Here is an 18,368-nt window from a genome sequence, read left to right as displayed (position 1 = left end):
GGTCCCTCGCTGCGCTCGGGATGACAATTTTCCCTATCCCAAATCGCGCGTGATTTTCCCCGGACCGCCCTGCATTTGAATGGGGAAGCAATTGATCATGAATGCTGCGGCTCAACCACGACCGCGACGAGCACGGCCGCCGTCAGAAGCCGTTTGGGCGTGGAAGTACGCATTCCGATGAAACGCCGGAAAGCGAATTTTGTTACCGCTATCGTAACCCTGCGAGGATCGCGCCGAAGTCGGTACGGCACCTGACGCCCAGGACACGCTCCGCTTTTCCGGCATCGTAGACCCGGTCGATCGTGTCGAACATCGTCCAACCGCGCCGCTCATAGAGTGCGCGGTACTCGGGGAACAGGCGGGCGACCACCGAGGGCGCGTCGGCGATCAAGTCGTGGCAATCGTCGCGCGTGAACGGCGTCGGCGCCGAGACGATGAAGGTGTCGAAGCCGACCTCCTTCGCCTTGGCCAGTGCCACGACATGGGCCTCGGCCGCATCCTCGACGCTGAGCCGGCGGAACAGGAACTCATTGGCCTTGGTGTTCTCGCCCGACTGCTTGATGGCATGCGCCATGTCATCCTCCTCGGGGAAGAACCGCGAGGTGCGCAGGATCAGGACCGGCAGCCCGTGCAGATGATTGAACAGGCGGCACAGCTCTTCCGCGGCGAGCTTGGTGACGCCGTAGATGTTGCGTGGCTTGAGCGGCGCCATCGTCTCGTCGATCCACACCGCCTCCTTCGCCCCGCCCGCCTTCCCGGCGCGGATCTCCTGCGAGATCATGAGCGAGGTCGTCGAGGTGAAGACGAGGCGGCCGACGGTCGAGCCCGGCGCCACGGCCTCCTCCAGCAGGTTCAACGTCCCCTGCACGTTGACGGCGACGAACTCCGAATTGTCATGGGTCTCGATATGCGGCTTGTGGCGCGCCGCGGCATGCACGATGGCCGTGATGCCCTCGTCGCGGATGACACGACGGACCAGTGCGCGGTCGACGACCGAGCCCACGACCGTCGTGGTGGCGCCCGGCTCCTGATCGAGGCCCACCACCTTGTGCCCGTCGCGCCCAAGCCTTGGCACAGGGTCTGGCCGAGCCAGCCCGAGGAGCCGGTCACCAGGACGTTCACGGCTGGAGCGCGTCCTCGAGCCCGGCCTCTTTCAGCGCGAGGTCCTGCCGCTCGGCGAGCGCGTCCACGTCGAAGCCGTCGATCAGTCCCTCGAAGAGCTGGTGCCAGTTGATCGAGGCGCGGAGATGGATGAACACCGAGCCCAGGCCGATGGCGGCGCGGTCCATGAACACGAACTCGCGCGGCGGCCGCACGCCGCCCATCTTGCGCAACTCGCCGAACACGTTCTGCGCCATCTCGCGGCCATAGCCCTCGGCCATGCCCTCGGTGAGACGGCGCGGGCGATCATCCATCAGCGGGCCATAGAGGAACGCGGCCCAGCGGTTGAGGATCGCAATCATCTCCTTGCTGAGGCCAGTAAACCCCCAATCCTCGTAGGCCGCGACGGCGCGCGCCTCGTCGTCGGTCATCAGCGCGCGATAGAGCTCGATCGAGCCGCGCACGAAGCGCGGCGGGAAGATGCGGATGCAGCCGAAGTCCATCAGGTTCACCGAACCGTCGGGCCGCACCGAATAGTTGCCGAGATGCGGATCGCCGTGGATGGCGCCGTAGAAATAGAACGGCACGTACCAGGCACGGAACATGGCGATGGCCAAGGCATCGCGCTCCTCCTGAGAGCGCGTCTTCCAGTTGAGCAAAGGCTCGCCCTGCAGCCAGTCCATGGTGAGGAGACGCTCGGTCGAATGCGAGTCGACCACGCCCGGCACATGGACTTGGGCCTCGTCGCGCAGCATGTGGCGGTAGAGGGCCGCATGCCGGGCTTCGCGGCGATAGTCGAGTTCCTCGCGCAGCCGGTTGGTGATCTCGGCGTGGATCTCGTCGGTCCGGATCGCCGGATCGACGCGCTGGCCGATCGCGAACACGAGCTTGAGCTGGTTGAGGTCGGCCTCCAGGGCCGAGGACATGTCGGGATACTGGAGCTTGGCCGCCACCTCGCGCCCGTCGAGCAGCGTCGCGCGATGGACCTGCCCCAGCGAGGCGGCGAACGACGCCTCCTTGTCGAAGCGGGCGAACTTCGCCTGCCAGTCCGGCCCGAGTTCCGAGGCCATGCGCCGGCGCACGAAGGCCCAGCCCATCGCCGGCGCGTTGGCCTGCAGCTGCGCCAGCTCGCGGGCATATTCCGGCGGAAGCGCGTCGGGGATGGTGGCGAGCAGCTGCGCCGCCTTCATCAGCGGACCTTTCAGTCCGCCCAGCGCCGCCTTCAGCTCACCGGCGTGCTTGTCGCGGTCGAGGTTGAAGCCGAGATAGCGCTGCCCCGCCAGCTTGACCGCCAGCCCGCCGACCGACGTGCCGACCCGCGCATAGCGCCCGAGCCGCCCGCCGAGAGAGTCACCTTCATCAGAGGCCATGATTCCTACAAAACCACCTCACCCTGAGGAGCGGCCCGCAGGGTCGCGTCTCGAAGGGTGGGCAAAGATAGGGGTGCGCGTTCCCATGCTTCGAGACGGCCGCGATGCGGCCTCCTCAGCATGAGGTCTTTTGGTGCTGAGGCCACGTCAGAGTTTCTCGAGTTCGTCGATGAAGCCCGAGATCACCTCAAGCCCCTTGTCCCAGAAGGCGGGATCGGAGGCATCGAGGCCGAACGGCGCCAGCAGTTCCTTGTGGCGCTTGACGCCGCCCGACCGCAGCATGTCGAGATACTTCTCCTGGAAACCGTCGGGCTGGGCCTGGTAGGCGGCGTAGAGCGAGTTCACCAAGCAGTCGCCGAACGCATAGGCGTAGACGTAGAACGGCGAGTGGATGAAGTGGCCGATGTAGGACCAATAGTGCTTGTACTCGTCGTCGAAGGTGAAGGCCGGACCGAGGCTCTCCTTCTGCACCGCCATCCAGATCTCGCCGATCGCGTCGGGCGTGAGTTCGCCCTCGCGGCGCGCCATGTGGATGCGGGACTCGAAATCGTAGAACGCGATCTGCCGCACCACCGTGTTCAGCATGTCCTCGACCTTGCCGGCCAGCATCGCCTTGCGCGTCGCCTTGTCGGGCGCGGTCTTGAGCAGCGACTGGAAGGTCAGCATCTCGCCGAATACCGAGGCGGTCTCGGCCAGGGTGAGCGGCGTGTCGGCCATCAGCGGGCCCTGCTTGGCCGCCAGCACCTGGTGCACGCCGTGGCCCAGCTCGTGCGCGAGCGTCATCACGTCCCGCACCTTCCCCTGGTAGTTCAGCAGAAGATAAGGATGGGCCGACGGCACCGTCGGATGGGCGAAGGCGCCCGGCGACTTGCCCGGCCGCGCCGGCGCGTCGATCCAGCCGCTGCCGAAGAATTTGCGGCCGACATCGGCCAGCTCCGGCGAGAAGGCATTGTAGGCATCGAGCACGATCTTCTCGGCCTCGGGCCACGGGATCGTGCGGTCGTCATGCTCGGGCAGCGGCGCGTTGCGGTCCCAATAGGGCATCGTCTCGACGCCGAACCACCTGGCCTTCAGCTTGTAATAGCGGTGCGAGAGCTTCGGGTAGGCCGCCTTTACCGAGGCCGCGAGCGCATCGACGACCTCGTCCTCGACCACGTTGGCCAGGTTCCGGAACGATTGCGGGCGGGCGTACTTGCGCCAGCGATCGTCGATCTCCTTGTCCTTGATCAGCGTGTTGGTCACCAGCGAGAAGACGGCGATGTTGTCGCCCTGCACCTTGCCGAACGACTTGGCGGCCTCCTTGCGCACCGCGGCGTCCTTGTTCGACAGCCTGTCGAGGATCTGCGGCTCCGTCAGCATCTCGTTGCCGAACGGATAGCGCAGCCGCGCGATCGTCTCGTCGAACAGACGTGACCAGGCGCTGCTGCCGACCACCGACTGGTCGTGCTGGAACTTCTCCAGCTCGTCGGAGAGCTGATGCGGCCGGAACAGGCGCGCGTCGCGCAGCCACGGCCCGTACTTGACGAGTTCCGGCGCCTTCAGCTTCTCGGCGAGGTCGGCATCCTCGATCTTGTTGATCTCGAGCCGGAAGAACAGGAGCTTCGAGCCGATGTCGTTCAGCTTCTCGGAGATGTCCTGCGCGAAGCGGTTACGCTCGGGATCGGAGAGGTCCTGGGCGGAATAGAGCTGGGCGTAGGAGCCGATCCGGCCCAGCAGGTCGCTCATCGCCTCGAGGCGGACGATCGCCCCGCCCAGCGCCTTGCCATCGAGTCCGACGATCCTGCCCTCATAGTCCTTGGCGAACGCATCTGCTTCGGTGGCCGCGCGCTTCAGGTCCGCGGTGAGATCCGTCCCGCTCGGACTGGAATAGAGGTCGGCCAAGTTCCAGGTCGGCAGATCGCCCAGCACAACGTTCATCCACAAACTCCCTGCGTCGCCCCTGATATGGGGCGCGACCTGCTACGTGGCTAGAGGGCCTGCCGGATCGCGGCCCCCCGATCTACCACGCTTCCCGGTTCGACGGGCGCCGGCTCGAAGCCGTGCGCACGATAGGTGCGTTCACGGCTATGGCATGTGACTCAAAGGTCCCTCACTGCGTTCGGGATGACAGCATTTTCTGCAGCGACACACCGCGCCAATCCAAGCACAATTGTCATCCCGAACGCAGTGAGGGACCTTTCGCGTCGTTCAAAACCCGAGCAATTACGCCTTTAAAGACGATTGTAGGCCTTGAACCAGTCGACGAAGAGCGGGATGCCCTGCTCGACGCTGACCTTGGGGGTCCAGCCGAAATCGCGGGTCGTGGCGTCGATGTCGGCGGCGGTTTCCGGCATGTCGCCGGGCTCGCCGGGCTTGAGTTCGATGACGGCCTTCCGGCCCAGCGCCTTCTCGAACAGCGCGATGACGTCGAGGATCTCCTCGCTGCGCGACCCGCCGAGATTGTACAGCCGGTGTCCGGCGGTCGCGGGCGGCTGGTCGAGCGCCGCCAGGGTGCCGGCCACGATGTCGTCGACGTAGGTGAAATCGCGCTTCAGCTTGCCGTGGTGATAGAGCGGGATCGTCCGGCCCTCGTGGATCGCCCGGGCAAAGATGTACGGCGACATGTCGGGCCGCCCCCAGGGCCCGTAAACCGTGAAGTAGCGCAGGCCGGTCGCCTTGAGCCCGTACTGGTGCACGTAGGTCTCGGTCATCAGCTCGCCGGAGCGCTTGGTCGCGGCATACAGCGAGACCGGATGGTCGACCCGGTCCCCGACGGCGAAGGGGATCTTGTCGTTGCCGCCATACACGGACGACGACGAGGCATAGACCAGATGCCTGAGCCGCGGCCCGAGCCGGCGCGCCAGCTCCAGCAGGACGAGATGCCCCATCACGTTGGTCTGCACGTAGATATAGGGGTCGATCCTGGAATGGCGGATGCCCGGCTGGGCCGCCAGGTGGACGATCCGGTCGAGATCGCCATGACGGTCGGCCAGCCCCGTCATCGTCTCGCGGTCCGATATATCGCCCTCGACGAAGGTGAATCCGGCCGTCTCGCGCAGCGGCTTCAGCCGGGCGAACTTCAGGACAGGGTCGTAATAGTCGCTGAAATTGTCGATCCCGACGACCGACTCGCCTCGCGCCAGCAGGGCGCGGGCGACGTGGGAGCCGACGAAACCGGCGACACCTGTGACGAGGACGGAGGTCATGGCGGCGGACGCTTACAACATTTCATTCGAAGGTGACACCGTGAAACGGCGAAGGGGTGCCGCCCGGCCGGCCCGACCTAAACCGTCGTTTTTCGGGCACGGTCGCGTTCCGCATTGCCCGACGCGTGCAAACGTCGCTACCGTGCCCATATTGAAATGTCAGGGAGGTTGCCATGCCCCTCGCGGTGACCCTGGACGACAAGTACATCCTCGAACGTGGACGCGTTTACCTGACCGGGACGCAGGCGCTGGTGCGCCTCCCGATGATGCAACGCCAGCGCGACGTGGCGGCCGGCCTGAACACCGGCGGCTACATCTCCGGCTATCGCGGCTCGCCGCTGGGGGGCTTCGACCAGGCCCTGTGGCAGGCCAAGAAGTTCATCAAGAAGAGCCATATCGAGTTCCAGCCCGGGACCAACGAGGACCTGGCCGCCACCGCCCTGTGGGGCACCCAGCAGATCCACCTCTACCCCGGCGCGCGTTACGATGGCGTGTTCGGCATGTGGTACGGCAAGGGCCCCGGCGTCGACCGGTCGGGCGACGTCTTCAAGCACGCCAATTACGCCGGCACCTCCAGGCATGGCGGTATCGTGGCCCTCGCGGGCGACGACCACATGGCGAAATCCTCGACCGTCGCCCACCAGAGCGAGCCGGCCTTCATGTCGGCCGGCATGCCGGTCATCCACCCGGCCGGCGTCCAGGAATATCTCGACTGGGGCCTGCACGCCTTCGCGATGTCGCGCTATTCGGGCCTGTGGGTCGCCTTCAAGGTGCTCAGCGAGACCGTCGACAGCTCGGCCTCGGTCTACATTGACCCGCACCGGGTCGAGATCCACACCCCCACCGATTTCGTGCTGCCGCCCGACGGCGTGCACATCCGCTGGCCCGACGACTGGCTGGGCCAGGAGCGCCGCGTCGTCACCATCAAGCAGCCCGCGGCGCTGGCCTACTGGCGCGCCAACAAGCTCGACCGGCTGATGCTCGGCCGGCCCGACGCCCGCTTCGGCATCGTCACCGTCGGCAAGTCCTACCTCGACGTGCGCCAGGCGCTCGACGAGCTGGGCATCGCGGACGAGGAGGCCGAGCGCCTGGGCCTCGCCATCTACAAGGTCGGCATGGTCTGGCCGCTGGAAACCGAGGGCGCCACCGCCTTTGCCGCCGGCAAGCGCGAGATCCTGGTTATCGAGGAGAAGCGCAACCTGATCGAGCAGCAGCTCAAGGACGCGCTGTTCAACGCCCCGGCCGACCGCCGCCCCGTCGTGGTCGGCAAGACCGACGAGCACGGTCAGAAGCTGCTCAAGACCGACGGCGAGCTGACGCCCTACGAGATCGCCTCGGCCATCGTCGCCCGCTTCGGGCTCGATTCCTTCAGCAGCCGCACCAAGGAGCGCTTCGAGGCGCTGAAGCGCCGCGCCGGCCGCCAGGTGCGTAATGAGGCCGGCCTCGCCCGCGTCCCCTATTTCTGCTCGGGCTGCCCGCACAACAGCTCGACCAAGGTGCCCGACGGCTCGATGGCGATGGCCGGCATCGGCTGCCATACGCTGGCCATCGGCATGGAGCGCAACACCAAGACCTTCACCCACATGGGCGCCGAGGGCGCGCCCTGGGTCGGCGCCAGCCACTTCACCGACATGCCGCACGTCTTCCAGAACCTGGGCGACGGCACCTATTTCCATTCGGGCTATCTCGCGATCCGTCACGCGGTCGCGACCAACACCACCATCACCTACAAGATCCTCTACAACGACGCCGTCGCCATGACCGGCGGCCAGCCGCACGACGGCAATGTCCATCCCTGGACGATCAGCCAGCAGGTCCATGCCGAGGGCGTGGGCCGCATCGCGCTGGTGAGCGACGAGCCAGACAAGTATCCGATCGGCACGCCGTGGGCGCCGGGCGTCACCTTCCATCACCGCGACCAGCTCGACGAGGTCCAGCGCGAACTGCGCGAGGTCAAGGGCGTCTCGGTCCTGATCTACGACCAGACCTGCGCCGCCGAGAAGCGCCGCCGCCGCAAGCGCGGCACCTTCCCCGATCCCAACAAGCGCCTCTTCATCAACGAGGCGGTGTGCGAGGGCTGCGGCGACTGCTCCGTGAAGTCGAACTGCCTCTCGGTCGTGCCGGTCGAGACCGAGTTCGGCCGCAAGCGCGCCATCGACCAGTCCTCCTGCAACAAGGACTTCTCCTGCCAGAACGGCTTCTGCCCCTCCTTCGTGAGCGTCGAGGGCGGCACGCTGAAGAAGGGCAAGGCGGTGACCACGAAGAAGACCGACGGCGCCGCCGCGCCTGAACCGGAGATGCCGGCCGCCCCGGCGCTCCCGTCCGTCGCGGACAAACCCTACGGTGTCCTCATCACCGGCATCGGCGGCACCGGCGTCGTCACCATCGGCGCCATCATGGGCATGGCCGCCCATATCGAGGGCAAGGGTGCCACCGTGCTCGACCAGCTCGGCATGGCGCAGAAGGGCGGCGCGGTGATCAGCCATGTCCGCATCGGCGCGACCCCCGAGGCCCTGCACGCCGTACGCCTGGCCGCCGGCGGCGCCAACGTGCTGCTGGGCTGCGACCTGGTCGTCAGCGCCAGCCCCAACGCGCTGGCCAGCCTCGAGCCCGGCGTCTCGCACGCCGTGGTCAACACGCACGAGACCATCACCGGCGAGTTCACGCGCCATCCCGACCTCGCCTTCCCGACCAACACGCTGAAACTCTCGGTCGAGGCCGCGGCCGGCGCCGACGGGGTCGATTTCCTCGACGCCACCGGCATCGCCACCGCCCTGATGGGCGATTCGATCGCCACCAACATGTTCGTGCTGGGCTATGCCTACCAGAAAGGCCTGATCCCGCTCAGCGACGAGTCGATCGAGCGCGCCATCGAACTGAACGGTGCCGCCGTGCCGATGAACCTCGCGGCCTTCCGCTGGGGCCGCCGCGCCGCCGCCGACCGCGCCGCGGTCGAAAAGCTGGTCGCGCCCAAGCCGACCAAGGACAACGTCGTCGCCTTCACGCGCAGCCAGCCGAAGACGCTCGACGAGATCGTGGCCTCGCGCACCAGGCACCTGACCGGCTACCAGAACGCCGCGCTGGCCCAGCGCTACAAGGCGCTGGTCGACAAGGTGCGCGCTGCCGAACAAAAGATCGGCCAGACGGGACTCGCGGAGGCCGTCGCGCTCTATTACTCGAAGCTCCTGTCCTACAAGGACGAGTACGAGGTCGCGCGCCTCTACACCGAGGCCGCCTTCCAGGCCGGCCTCAGCCGCCAGTTCGACGGGGACTACAAGCTCAAGTTCCACCTCGCCCCGCCGCTCTTCTCCAGCCGCGACCCGCAGACCGGCCAGCTCATCAAGCTGGAGTTCGGCGCCTGGATGCTCCCGGCCTTCCGGATGCTGGCCAGGCTCAAGGGCCTGCGCGGCACCAGGCTCGACGTGTTCGGCTACACCGAGGAGCGCAAGACCGAGCGCCGCCTGATCGCCGACTACGAGACGCTGATCGACGAGCTGCTGGCGACTCTCTCAGCGCAGAACCACGCGCTGGCGATCAAGCTCGCCTCCATCCCCGACGATATCCGAGGCTACGGCCACGTGAAGGACGCGCATCTGGAGAAGGCCAAGAAGAAGGAAGCCGACCTGCTCCACCAGTGGCGCAACCCGGAGGCGATGAAGGCGGCGGCGGAGTAGCGAAAGTTTCCAGCTCATCCGCAAATCAAAACGCATTCAAAAATGCCTCTGGCGCGACTCCAAAAATTAAAAGTAGCGCCATTGTTGCCTCGGCGAGCTTTCCAGGAGCAACGCCCTTAGCCGCAACAAAGAGTTCTAGAAATTGATTCCGACGGAGAAAGGTGCCGTGTCTCAGATTGCGATAGCTCCAGAGCCAATCAAGACGCGCTGACTCGGTGGACGAGCCTCGCATCTGTGCGCGAATAGATTTCTGAATCTCCAGAAGCTTTATCGGCAGTTTAGCTAGAAGCTCGTATTCTGCCGGGTGGGAATCGCGGCACGAGCTCTGACTTGCGATCGGCAAAGAAAACCTTGAGATGTAGCTCTTCCAACTCGGATAACAGCCCATAACCCTCACTCACCTTCGCCGGAGTTCTTCCTCACGATGGCGAACCAGCGACCGCAAACATCGCGAACCAAGTATGAATGCGTCGGCTTGCTCGCCATGACGCTACATTCGCGGCCCTGTACCGCGGACTATCGGCGACAAGACCCGAATGTGCCCGACATACGTCCCATGGTCGGCCACTGCCTGGCCGAACCGGGTGTCGGCAGTAACGACATAGGTCCCCAGGCGCTTCGCGAGCGCAAGGTAGAGACAGTCGTAGACCGGGTGATTGAGCTGGAGGGCGAGGCGCATCGCCTCCGGAAGGTCCTGCTCCAGCGGCACGCTTGCGACTGGTGCTTTGGCGAGTTCTGTCAACCGCTCCTCGGCTTCCGCTTGCGTCAGCTCCTTACGGACAGTGCGGCGCCACAGCGCGTTGCCCGCCTCCAATAACCATAGCGAGGGAGCTGCGAGATCCTCTTCCAGCAGTTCCTCGGCAGCGTCGCTCCCCGGCTCCTCCAGCACCCACTTCAGCGCGATCGACGCGTCGACGACGATGGTCATCGGGAGTCGCGATCCTCGCGGATGAGGTCGGCCGATTCGCCCTGTATTCTGCCGGCAGTCCCGGCGCGGAGACGGGCGGCGCGCTTGCGGAATTCGTTACGACCGCTGCGCAGGGCCTCTTCGAGGATCAGGCGGTGCTCGGCCTCGGCGCTTCGGCCGTTGGCGGCGGCACGTTCCTTGAGCGCCAGCACGAGGGCTTCGGGGAGGTCTCGGACCAGGAGTTGAGCCATCGTGGAATGATAGCATACGCTATCACGCCCGCAAGAGGTGGATCACCAAACTACTGAAAAAGCCGGAGAACGGCGCATAAACGAAACAAACGCAATAAACGAATCAAGTGTTTCCGAAGGGACCTCCCCCGGCGCGGGTATCATGGTACCGCCACCGGTCGATGGCACCTGCCGGTGCCACAAAAGCCAATTCCATCAGCCGGTCAGAGTCCATTGCGCCGGGCCAAATCCGCGTCATGCTTACCTTAAAGGGAGGGAACACCATGAAATTCGGCATCTTCTACGAGCTGCAGCTGCCCCGCCCGTGGGCGCCCGGCGACGAGCATCGGCTCTACCAGAACGCGCTCGACCAGGTCGAGCTGGCGGACCGGCTGGGCTACGACCATGCGTGGCAGGTCGAGCATCACTTCCTCGAAGAGTATTCCCACTCCCCGAGCCCTGAATCCTTCCTCGCGGCGGCGAGCCAGCGGACCAAGAACATCCGGCTGGGCCACGGCATCTTCCAGGTCACGACCAACCATCCGACGCGCGTGGCCGAGCGGGTCGCGACGCTCGACCTGCTGTCGAACGGGCGCTGCGAGTTCGGCATGGGCGAGAGTGCCTCGATCACCGAGCTCGAGCCGTTCGGCGTCACCATGGAGAACAAGCGCGAGATCTTCGAGGAAGCGGTCCGCGCCATCATGCCGATGTTCAAGGACGGGCCCAGCGAGCATGCGGGCAAGACCTGGAACATCCCGCTGCGCATGGTCGTGCCGAAGCCGCTGCAGAAGCCGCATCCGCCGCTCTAGGTCGCCTGCTCTCAGCTGCAGACGCTGACCAAGGCCGGCGAATGGGGCATGGGCGCGCTGGGCTTCCAGTTCGTCTCGGCCGACGCCGCGCATGCCTGGGTGCACGCCTACTACAACGCCTTCGTGAAGCGGCAGAAGAAGCTCGCCGACTACAAGACGAACCCGAACATCGCGCTGGTCAGCTTCTTCATGTGCGCCAAGACGGATGAAGAGGCCCGCGCCCGCGCCGACGGCGACACCTTCTTCCAGTTCGCGCTGCGCTTCTACGGCCAGTCGGCCGACCGCCGCCGCCCGCCCGCCGGCACGGTCAACATGTGGGAAGAGTACGAGAAGTGGAAGAAGGCCAACCCGGAGCAGCACGCGGCCTCGCTGCGCGGCGGGCTGATCGGCTCGCCCGACACGATCCGGCGCAAGCTCAAGAAGTTCCAGGAGTCGAACATCGACCAGGTCGTGCTGCTGAACCAGGCCGGCAAGAACCGCCACGAGGACATCTGCGAATCGCTGGAGCTGTTCGCGAAGGAAGTGATGCCCGAGTTCCAGGAGGCGCATCCGCAGCTCCTGAAGTGGAAGGAACAGGTCCTCAACCGCGAGATCGACCTGGCGGAGATCGACACGACCGCCTTCACCGACCGTTACGGCGGCACGATGAAGGGCATCGCCCCCGTGAAGCAGGCGGCCACCCAGGCCGTCCGCGCCGCCGAGTAGCAACGCGCCGAGCTTCACCCCTCAACCTCATGCTGAGAAGCGCTCCGCAGGAGCGCGTCTCGAAGCATGGGCACGAGCACCACGCCTGAAGCCCACCCTTCGAGACGGTCGCTGAGTTTACCCCGAGGTATTCGAGGGGCGGCCTCCTCCACCCAGCTAGGGCTATCCTACTTGGCGCAATTGCCCGTCGTCCCGACCGGAGCGCGTTAGCGCGGAGTGGAGGGACGACGGAATATTTCATTGCGTTTGCCCTGCCCTCCCACGCGCATTCACGCGCCTGACACGTACGGCGCCGGGGCTGTGACACAGGCCCCGCCGGTCGCAGCGATGTCACAGGCAGCGTCATGCCAGCGCCGCTTCCGTCAGCTAGTTAACCTCCGAAGCAGAAACCGCACCGCGGATGCGGCCAGTTGAGCTTGCCCTGCACACCGGAATGGGCCTCTAGTTATGTGAGGGGAAGACGATGTCACGTAGCCTGGATGCTCCACTCAGTCCCAACGAGGAAGTAACCCTGCGCCGAGTCGCTTTGGGCATTTCCCCCATGAAGGACCTGGCGCCGCGGGACCTCACGCGCCTGAAATCCCTGGCGCTGGTCGAGATCGACGCCGGCGTCGCGCGCCTGACGGACTTCGGCCGCCAGCGCTACAGCGCCCTGCCGCGCGCCGGCACCGCCCGGGATCTCTCCTCCTATGAGGCGATGGTTGCTGCCGTCAGCGAGCGCTTGCGCAAGTCGCCCGGATGAGGCGTTCCGCAATGTGAAGTCTTCGCGACCTCCCGCAACTGGCCGGGCGAGCCTGCGTTGCTCAGGCACCCACCATCAACAGGAGAGAGCGATGACCGACCTTACCCTGACGCCGAAGAACCTGATCGCCGCCGAGCGCGTCACCGGCACGGATGTCTACAATCTGCAAGGCGACAAGCTCGGCACCGTCGAGGACATCATGATCGACAAGGTGAGCGGCCGCGCCATCTACGCGGTCATGTCGTTCGGCGGTTTCCTCGGGATCGGCGAGAAGCACCATCCGCTGCCGTGGTCGACGCTGAAGTACGACGAGCGCCAGGGCGGGTATGTCGTGGCTCTCGACAGGAAGGTCCTGGAAGGCGCGCCGACCTACGACGGTGCGGAAGACTTCACCTGGACGCCGGACTATGGCCGTCAGGTCGACAAGTATTACGGCGTTCCGACCTACTGGTAAGCACGGACGCTGAAGAGGCCGGCCGGACCTTCGCGGAAGGACCGGTCGGTCTTTTTCATTTCAGGGCGTGACCTTCTGGCAGCCCGCGCCCTGCCAGCGATAGCCCTGCGCCGATCCCGACACCATCGTCCATTCGACGATGCAGCTCTGGCGCACCAGGGTCGGCGGGAAGCCGCCCATCGGGACCCACCAGCCGCCGCCCCAGCCCCATCCCCAGCCGCCGAAGCGCTGATACATCGGCGGCATGCCCGGATCGATGTAGGACGTGTCCCACCGCCACTGAAGGATCTTGGCGCCGTCCTCGAGCTGGTAGGTGTTGTCGGGGATGCGGCCCATGCTGTTCAGCAGCCCGGCCTCCGGCGAGCCCGCCATTGCGCGAAGCTGGCCATCGAACACCGCCTCACGCTCCGCCCGCGTTTCGCACCCGGGCGACAGGGCCAGGATCGAGAGGACCGCCAACAGCCGTTTGATCGACATGCCGTCATCCTAGCGCGCAATGGCTTGGCATTCACGTTCCGGTCGGGGATGTTCCACGGTGGACCGAACCTGGTCCGTGGGGGAGTCGGGAAGACCGGATGGCATCGGCGTTGAAGTGGCTGGCCTTCGCAGTTTGCGTGGCAGGGCTGGTGTGGGGACCGTTCGCGCGGACCTTCGAGGATGTCCGGCGCTACGAGTACATGCCCGACATCATGCCGTCCGACTGGCGTGCCACCAACGTCTGGCTCGACAGTACCGATTGCACGGTGGCGCGCGGCGTGTGGCTGGCGGTGTGCGAGGACGGCCGGCTGATCCCGATCTCCGAGCGCGCCATCGCGGACGATCCGGGCCATGCCCTGCTGCTCAGCGGCTGGGCGGCAATCACCGGCAAACGCGCCACCCTGGTCGACGTGGCGCGTCTCAGCACGCTCCTCAACACGATCGGCCTCGTGGCCTTGGCGGGGCTGCTGTTCTCGCGGCGGGCCTGGATCACCTCGATCGTGCTGCTGGCGCTGGGGCCGGCCGAGTTCCTGGGCTGGATGGGCACCTCCCCGCACTGGGCCTTCATCGGCATGGTGAGCCTGGCCGGCCTGCTGCCGCTGGCGATCGCGACGCGCAGCGGCTGGGCCTGGATCGGAGGGGGGATCGTGGCACTTGCCGTCGTGACCCTGGTCCGCGAGTCGATCGGCCTGATGGGCTTCGCGCTGACCCTGGGCGCCGTGGCGACGATGGCGGTGTTGCAGCGACCGCGTGAGTTCCGCGCCCTCATACGCCCGGCGCTCGTCATCGTGCTGGCTCTCGCCGCCCTGCTCGCCCCCAAATGGATCACGATGGCGCGCGATGCCGCGTTCCCCATGGCGCCGGTCGAGCGGCTGCAGACGCACGGCCTGTCGCACACGCTCTACCTCGGCCTCGGGTTCGTCGAGAACAAGTGGGGCATCCGCTATGACGACGACTATGGCGAGGACCTCGCCAACAAGGCCGGGCTCGTCTTCTGCTCGCCCGAGTATTTCCGCCTGATGTGGAAGCTCTATCTCTCGCGCATCGCGGAGGATCCGGTCGAGGTGGCGCGCATCTACTGGCAGAAGGCGCTGCAGTTGCTCGCCGTGCCGACGCTGCACCCCGGCCCGCCCTTCGGGATCGTGCTGGCGATCGGTCTCGTGCACCTGCTGGCGGCAACCTGGCTGGGCCTGTGGCGGCGGGTGGGCTTTCCCCAGGGTCTGCCGATCGAGGCCGTGTCGCTTGCCTTTCTCGGCCTCTTCCTCGCCCAGGCGATCCTGGCGCTGCCCAGCCACATGTATGCCGTTCCGGTGAACGCCTTCATTCTGGTCCTGTTCGGCACCCTGGTGGAGTTCGCAGGGCGCAGCCTGTGGACGGCGCTGTCGAAACGCCGCCGTCCTACTTGATGGCGCCCAGGAACTTCTTGCACTCGTAGGTGAGCTGGTTGGTCCGCTGCTCGTCGCAGGGTTTCTGCCGCTCCATCAGAATGGCCGTCGCATAGAAGACGAAGACGCCCAGGATCCAGACGGTGATCGACCAGCCCATCGCACTGTCCAGCCGCTGATGAAAGGCAGGCGTGGCGCGCGCCGGCGCCGCCACCGACACCACGCCGCGCACCAGCAGGATCGTGAGGGGGAAAGTCGCCGCGCCGCTGGCCAGATAGAGAAGGAAAACGGTCAGCGCGTCCATGTCACCAGGTGAGCTTCGGCATGGGGATGGGCCCGTTCTGCTTGGGCGCCCAGCCACGCGCCTCCATGCAGTTCGCCATCATGCGCTCGTAGTTGTACTTGTAACCTTGGTTTGCCATGTCGGAGTAGAGCCCCTGCTGGCCGTAGCGCTCGCGCTCGGCCGAGAAGGTCGCCCGCCGCTGGTCGTCGATGTTGCGCTCCTGCTGCGCCCTTGCGCGGACCTGGGTGCGGCACAGGGATTCGTCCTTGGTGAACTGCTCCGCGTCGGCGCCTTCCTTGGAAAAATCCTTCGGCGCGCAGGCCGACATCGCCGCCGCCGCCATCACGAGGGCGATCGCGCGCCTCATGCGGTTCCCGCCAGGGCCGCCTCGATGGCCTTCAGCGCATCGGAGGCCTTGGTCCCGTCGGGGCCGCCGCCCTGCGCCATATCCGGCCGGCCGCCGCCGCCCTTGCCGCCGAGTGCGGCCACGCCCGCCTTCACGAGCTCGACCGCACTGTGCGTCTTGGCGAGATCGTCAGTCACCCCGACCACGGCCGAGGCCTTGCCGTCCTCGACGCCGATCAGCGCCACGACGCCCGAGCCCAGCTTCTTCTTGAACTCGTCGGCCATGCCCTTCAGATCCTTGCCCGGCACGCCGTTCAGCACGCGGCCGATCAGCTTGATCCCGCCGACCTCGCGCACCTCGTCGGCCGCAGCCCCGCCGCGCGAACCGCCGCCGGCCAGTGCCAGCGCCTTGCGCGCGTCGGACAACTCGCGCTCGATCCTCTTCTGACCCTCGACCAGCGCCGCCAGGCGCGCCGGCAGATCCTCGGGCCGCACTTTCAGCGTCGCCGCAGCCTCGGCCAGCAGGTCGGCCTGATGGCGGACGAAGGCCTCGGCTGCATTGCCGGCCAGCGCCTCGATGCGGCGGACGCCGGCCGCGACCGCGCCCTCGCCCACGATCTTGAACAGCCCGATGTCGCCGGTCCGCCTTGCATGCGTGCCACCGCACAGCTCGACCGAGTATTTCTCGCCGCCCGGGACGTCGGCATCGCCGCCCATTGTGAGAACGCGCACCTCGTCGCCGTACTTCTCGCCGAACAGCGCCATGGCGCCGGCGGCGATCGCCTCGTCCGGGGTCATGAGGCGCGTTTCGACCGCCGAATTGTGACGAATGCGGTCGTTCACCTCGTCCTCGATCCGGCGCAGCTCCTCGGGCGAAACCGCCTTGGTGTGGCTGATGTCGAAGCGCAGCCGGTCGGGCGCCACCAGCGAGCCCTTCTGCGTGACGTGCTTGCCGAGATGGCGGCGCAGCGCTTCGTGCAGCAGGTGGGTGGCCGAATGATGGGCCCGCAGCTGGGCGCGGCGGATCGGGTCGATGGTCATGACCAGATCGTCGCCGACCTTGAGTTCGCCCTTCTCGACCGTCGTGTGATGGGCGTGGAGATCGCCCACCATCTTCTGGACGTCGGCGACCGACGCCTCGTTGGCGCCGCTCACCAGCCGGCCGGCATCGCCCTGCTGGCCGCCCGACTCCGCGTAGAACGGCGTCTGGTTGGTCACGATCCAGCCGGTCTGGCCGGCCTTCAGCGAGGGGACTTCCTTGCCGTCGAGCAGGATCGACTTGATCTGGCCCTCGGCCCGCTCGGTGTCGTAGCCCAGGAACTCGGTGGCGCCGGCCTTCTGGCGCACGTCGAACCAGATCGCCTGGTCCGCGGTCTCGCCCGAGCCTGCCCAGGCGGCCCGCGCCTTGGCGCGCTGCTCGTCCATCGACTTCTCGAAGCCGTCGGTGTCGACCTTGATGTCGCGCGCGCGCAGCACGTCCTGCGTGAGGTCGAGCGGGAAGCCGAAAGTGTCGTAGAGTTTGAACGCGACCTCGCCCTTCAGCGTGCCGCCCGCCGTCAGTTCCCGCGTCTCGTCCTCGAGCAGCTTGAGGCCGGTGCCCAGCGTCTTCTTGAAGCGCGTCTCCTCGAGCTTCAGCGTCTCGGTGATCAGCGGCTGGGCGCGCGACAGTTCGGGATAGGCGTCGCCCATCTCGCGCACCAGGGTCGGCACCAGCTTGAAGACCACCGGATCCTGCGCCCCGAGAATGTGGGCATGGCGCATGGCGCGGCGCATGATGCGGCGCAGCACGTAGCCGCGCCCCTCGTTGGAGGGCAGCACACCGTCGGCGATCAGGAAGGAGGTCGCACGCAGATGGTCGGCGATGACCTTGTGCGACGCGCCCTGCTTGCCGTCCGGATCGACGCCGGTCTCGTGCGCGACCGCTTCGATCAAAGCCCGGAACAGGTCGATGTCGTAGTTGTTATGCTTGTGCTGCAGGACGGCCGCGAGACGCTCCAGGCCCATGCCGGTGTCGATCGATGGCTTGGGCAGCGCGATGCGCTCGTCCTTCGTCACCTGCTCGAACTGCATGAAGACCAGGTTCCAGATCTCGATGAACCGGTCGCCGTCCTGGTCGGGGCTGCCCGGCGGACCGCCGGGGATGCCCTCGCCATGGTCGTAGAAGATTTCCGAGCACGGGCCGCAGGGGCCGGTGTCTCCCATGGCCCAGAAATTATCCGAGGTCGGGATGCGGATGATCCTGTCTTCGGACAGGCCCGCGATCTTCTTCCAGTGGCCGGCCGCTTCGTCGTCGGTGTGGAACACCGTGACCAGCAGCTTGTCCTTGGGCAGACCGTAGTCCTTCGTCAGGAGGTTCCAGGCCAGCTCGATCGCGTGCTCCTTGAAGTAGTCGCCGAACGAGAAGTTGCCCAGCATCTCGAAGAAGGTGTGATGGCGCGCGGTGTAGCCCACATTCTCGAGATCGTTGTGCTTGCCGCCGGCGCGGACGCACTTCTGCGAAGTCGAAGCGCGCGAGTAGGAGCGCGTCTCCAGCCCGGTGAAGACGTTCTTGAACTGCACCATGCCGGCGTTCGTGAACATCAGCGTCGGGTCGTTGCGAGGCACCAGAGGGCTCGACTCCACGACTTCGTGGCCGTTTTTGCGGAAGTATTCCAGGAAGGTACGACGGATTTCGCTGACGCTTTGCATGCCGGCCTTGTAG

The 18,368-nt window shown here is 66.3% G+C and carries 14 protein-coding genes and 1 pseudogene; 5 read left to right on the top strand and 10 right to left on the bottom strand.

Features of this window, described 5'->3' with window-relative positions; genetic code table 11:
* Positions 1-208: 208 nt before the first annotated feature.
* The 4 genes from Q7V45_RS21380 to Q7V45_RS21365 all read right to left on the bottom strand — a co-directional run bounded on the left by Q7V45_RS21380 (position 209) and on the right by Q7V45_RS21365 (position 5,656).
* On the bottom strand, positions 209-1,042 hold the full coding sequence (locus Q7V45_RS21380) for an NAD-dependent epimerase/dehydratase family protein (protein ID WP_370692639.1): 834 nt from the start codon (positions 1,040-1,042) through the stop codon (positions 209-211).
* A gap of 76 nt (positions 1,043-1,118) precedes the next feature.
* Entirely contained in the window at positions 1,119-2,471 is a 1,353-nt protein-coding gene (locus Q7V45_RS21375; protein WP_304855874.1) for an AarF/ABC1/UbiB kinase family protein, read from the bottom strand.
* Positions 2,472-2,618: 147 nt separating this feature from the next.
* Entirely contained in the window at positions 2,619-4,388 is a 1,770-nt protein-coding gene (locus tag Q7V45_RS21370; protein WP_304855872.1) for a M3 family oligoendopeptidase, read from the bottom strand.
* 293 nt (positions 4,389-4,681) lie between these two features.
* Positions 4,682-5,656: an NAD-dependent epimerase/dehydratase family protein gene (locus tag Q7V45_RS21365; RefSeq protein WP_304855869.1), complete on the bottom strand. Its 975-nt coding sequence runs from the start codon at positions 5,654-5,656 to the stop codon at positions 4,682-4,684.
* A gap of 173 nt (positions 5,657-5,829) precedes the next feature.
* Here Q7V45_RS21365 and Q7V45_RS21360 point away from each other — a divergent pair, with 173 nt between their 5' ends.
* Complete coding sequence (locus Q7V45_RS21360) at positions 5,830-9,330, top strand: indolepyruvate ferredoxin oxidoreductase family protein (protein ID WP_304855866.1); 3,501 nt, start codon at positions 5,830-5,832, stop codon at positions 9,328-9,330.
* A gap of 490 nt (positions 9,331-9,820) precedes the next feature.
* Here the strand turns inward: Q7V45_RS21360 and Q7V45_RS21355 are convergent, their stop codons facing one another.
* A complete protein-coding gene (locus Q7V45_RS21355) occupies positions 9,821-10,258 on the bottom strand; it encodes a type II toxin-antitoxin system VapC family toxin (RefSeq protein ID WP_304855863.1) in 438 nt (145 codons plus the stop codon).
* Complete coding sequence (locus Q7V45_RS21350) at positions 10,255-10,449, bottom strand: hypothetical protein (protein WP_304855860.1); 195 nt, start codon at positions 10,447-10,449, stop codon at positions 10,255-10,257. Before Q7V45_RS21350 ends, Q7V45_RS21355 begins: the two co-directional genes overlap by 4 nt.
* 200 nt (positions 10,450-10,649) lie before the next feature.
* On the opposite strand from Q7V45_RS21350, the pseudogene Q7V45_RS21345 reads away from it, so the two are divergent.
* From Q7V45_RS21345 to Q7V45_RS21335, 3 genes and pseudogenes are all read left to right on the top strand, one after another.
* Positions 10,650-11,981, top strand: a pseudogene (locus Q7V45_RS21345) (LLM class flavin-dependent oxidoreductase).
* Positions 11,982-12,444: 463 nt separating this feature from the next.
* A complete protein-coding gene (locus Q7V45_RS21340; RefSeq protein ID WP_304855857.1) occupies positions 12,445-12,723 on the top strand; it encodes a hypothetical protein in 279 nt (92 codons plus the stop codon).
* Positions 12,724-12,814: 91 nt separating this feature from the next.
* A complete protein-coding gene (locus Q7V45_RS21335) occupies positions 12,815-13,177 on the top strand; it encodes a PRC-barrel domain-containing protein (protein WP_304855855.1) in 363 nt (120 codons plus the stop codon).
* A gap of 60 nt (positions 13,178-13,237) precedes the next feature.
* Here Q7V45_RS21335 and Q7V45_RS21330 read toward each other — a convergent pair whose 3' ends face one another.
* Positions 13,238-13,654 carry a hypothetical protein gene (locus Q7V45_RS21330; protein WP_304855853.1) on the bottom strand — a complete coding sequence of 139 codons (417 nt, stop codon included), beginning with the start codon at positions 13,652-13,654 and terminating at the stop codon, positions 13,238-13,240.
* A gap of 98 nt (positions 13,655-13,752) precedes the next feature.
* Here Q7V45_RS21330 and Q7V45_RS21325 point away from each other — a divergent pair, with 98 nt between their 5' ends.
* On the top strand, positions 13,753-15,060 hold the full coding sequence (locus Q7V45_RS21325) for a hypothetical protein (RefSeq protein ID WP_304855850.1): 1,308 nt from the start codon (positions 13,753-13,755) through the stop codon (positions 15,058-15,060).
* Here the strand turns inward: Q7V45_RS21325 and Q7V45_RS21320 are convergent.
* The 3 genes from Q7V45_RS21320 to alaS are packed head-to-tail and all read right to left on the bottom strand — an operon-like array spanning position 15,053 to position 18,355.
* On the bottom strand, positions 15,053-15,343 hold the full coding sequence (locus tag Q7V45_RS21320) for a hypothetical protein (RefSeq protein WP_304855848.1): 291 nt from the start codon (positions 15,341-15,343) through the stop codon (positions 15,053-15,055). The two genes, Q7V45_RS21325 and Q7V45_RS21320, sit on opposite strands and share 8 nt — an antisense overlap.
* A gap of 1 nt (position 15,344) precedes the next feature.
* Entirely contained in the window at positions 15,345-15,689 is a 345-nt protein-coding gene (locus Q7V45_RS21315; RefSeq protein WP_304855846.1) for a hypothetical protein, read from the bottom strand.
* The gene (gene alaS / locus Q7V45_RS21310) at positions 15,686-18,355 is read right to left on the bottom strand and encodes an alanine--tRNA ligase (RefSeq protein WP_304855845.1); all 2,670 of its coding nucleotides are present in this window, start codon (positions 18,353-18,355) and stop codon (positions 15,686-15,688) included. Before alaS ends, Q7V45_RS21315 begins: the two co-directional genes overlap by 4 nt.
* Positions 18,356-18,368: the final 13 nt, after the last annotated feature.

The sequence above is a fragment of the Reyranella sp. genome (assembly GCF_030651995.1).
Lineage (GTDB): Bacteria > Pseudomonadota > Alphaproteobacteria > Reyranellales > Reyranellaceae > Reyranella.
This window is presented reverse-complemented; position numbering and strand designations above follow the sequence as displayed.

Excerpts from the sequence above, each read along its gene's own strand:
- Q7V45_RS21335 (WP_304855855.1), top strand. The coding sequence starts at position 12,815 with ATGACCGACCTTACCCTGACGCCGAAGAACCTGATCGCCGCCGAGCGC.
- Q7V45_RS21360 (WP_304855866.1), top strand. The coding sequence starts at position 5,830 with ATGCCCCTCGCGGTGACCCTGGACGACAAGTACATCCTCGAACGTGGA.
- Q7V45_RS21365 (WP_304855869.1), bottom strand. The coding sequence starts at position 5,656 with ATGACCTCCGTCCTCGTCACAGGTGTCGCCGGTTTCGTCGGCTCCCAC.
- Q7V45_RS21375 (WP_304855874.1), bottom strand. The coding sequence starts at position 2,471 with ATGGCCTCTGATGAAGGTGACTCTCTCGGCGGGCGGCTCGGGCGCTAT.
- Q7V45_RS21355 (WP_304855863.1), bottom strand. The coding sequence starts at position 10,258 with ATGACCATCGTCGTCGACGCGTCGATCGCGCTGAAGTGGGTGCTGGAG.
- Q7V45_RS21325 (WP_304855850.1), top strand. The coding sequence starts at position 13,753 with ATGGCATCGGCGTTGAAGTGGCTGGCCTTCGCAGTTTGCGTGGCAGGG.
- Q7V45_RS21340 (WP_304855857.1), top strand. The coding sequence starts at position 12,445 with ATGTCACGTAGCCTGGATGCTCCACTCAGTCCCAACGAGGAAGTAACC.
- Q7V45_RS21315 (WP_304855846.1), bottom strand. The coding sequence starts at position 15,689 with ATGAGGCGCGCGATCGCCCTCGTGATGGCGGCGGCGGCGATGTCGGCC.
- alaS (WP_304855845.1), bottom strand. The coding sequence starts at position 18,355 with ATGCAAAGCGTCAGCGAAATCCGTCGTACCTTCCTGGAATACTTCCGC.
- Q7V45_RS21370 (WP_304855872.1), bottom strand. The coding sequence starts at position 4,388 with ATGAACGTTGTGCTGGGCGATCTGCCGACCTGGAACTTGGCCGACCTC.
- Q7V45_RS21330 (WP_304855853.1), bottom strand. The coding sequence starts at position 13,654 with ATGTCGATCAAACGGCTGTTGGCGGTCCTCTCGATCCTGGCCCTGTCG.
- Q7V45_RS21320 (WP_304855848.1), bottom strand. The coding sequence starts at position 15,343 with ATGGACGCGCTGACCGTTTTCCTTCTCTATCTGGCCAGCGGCGCGGCG.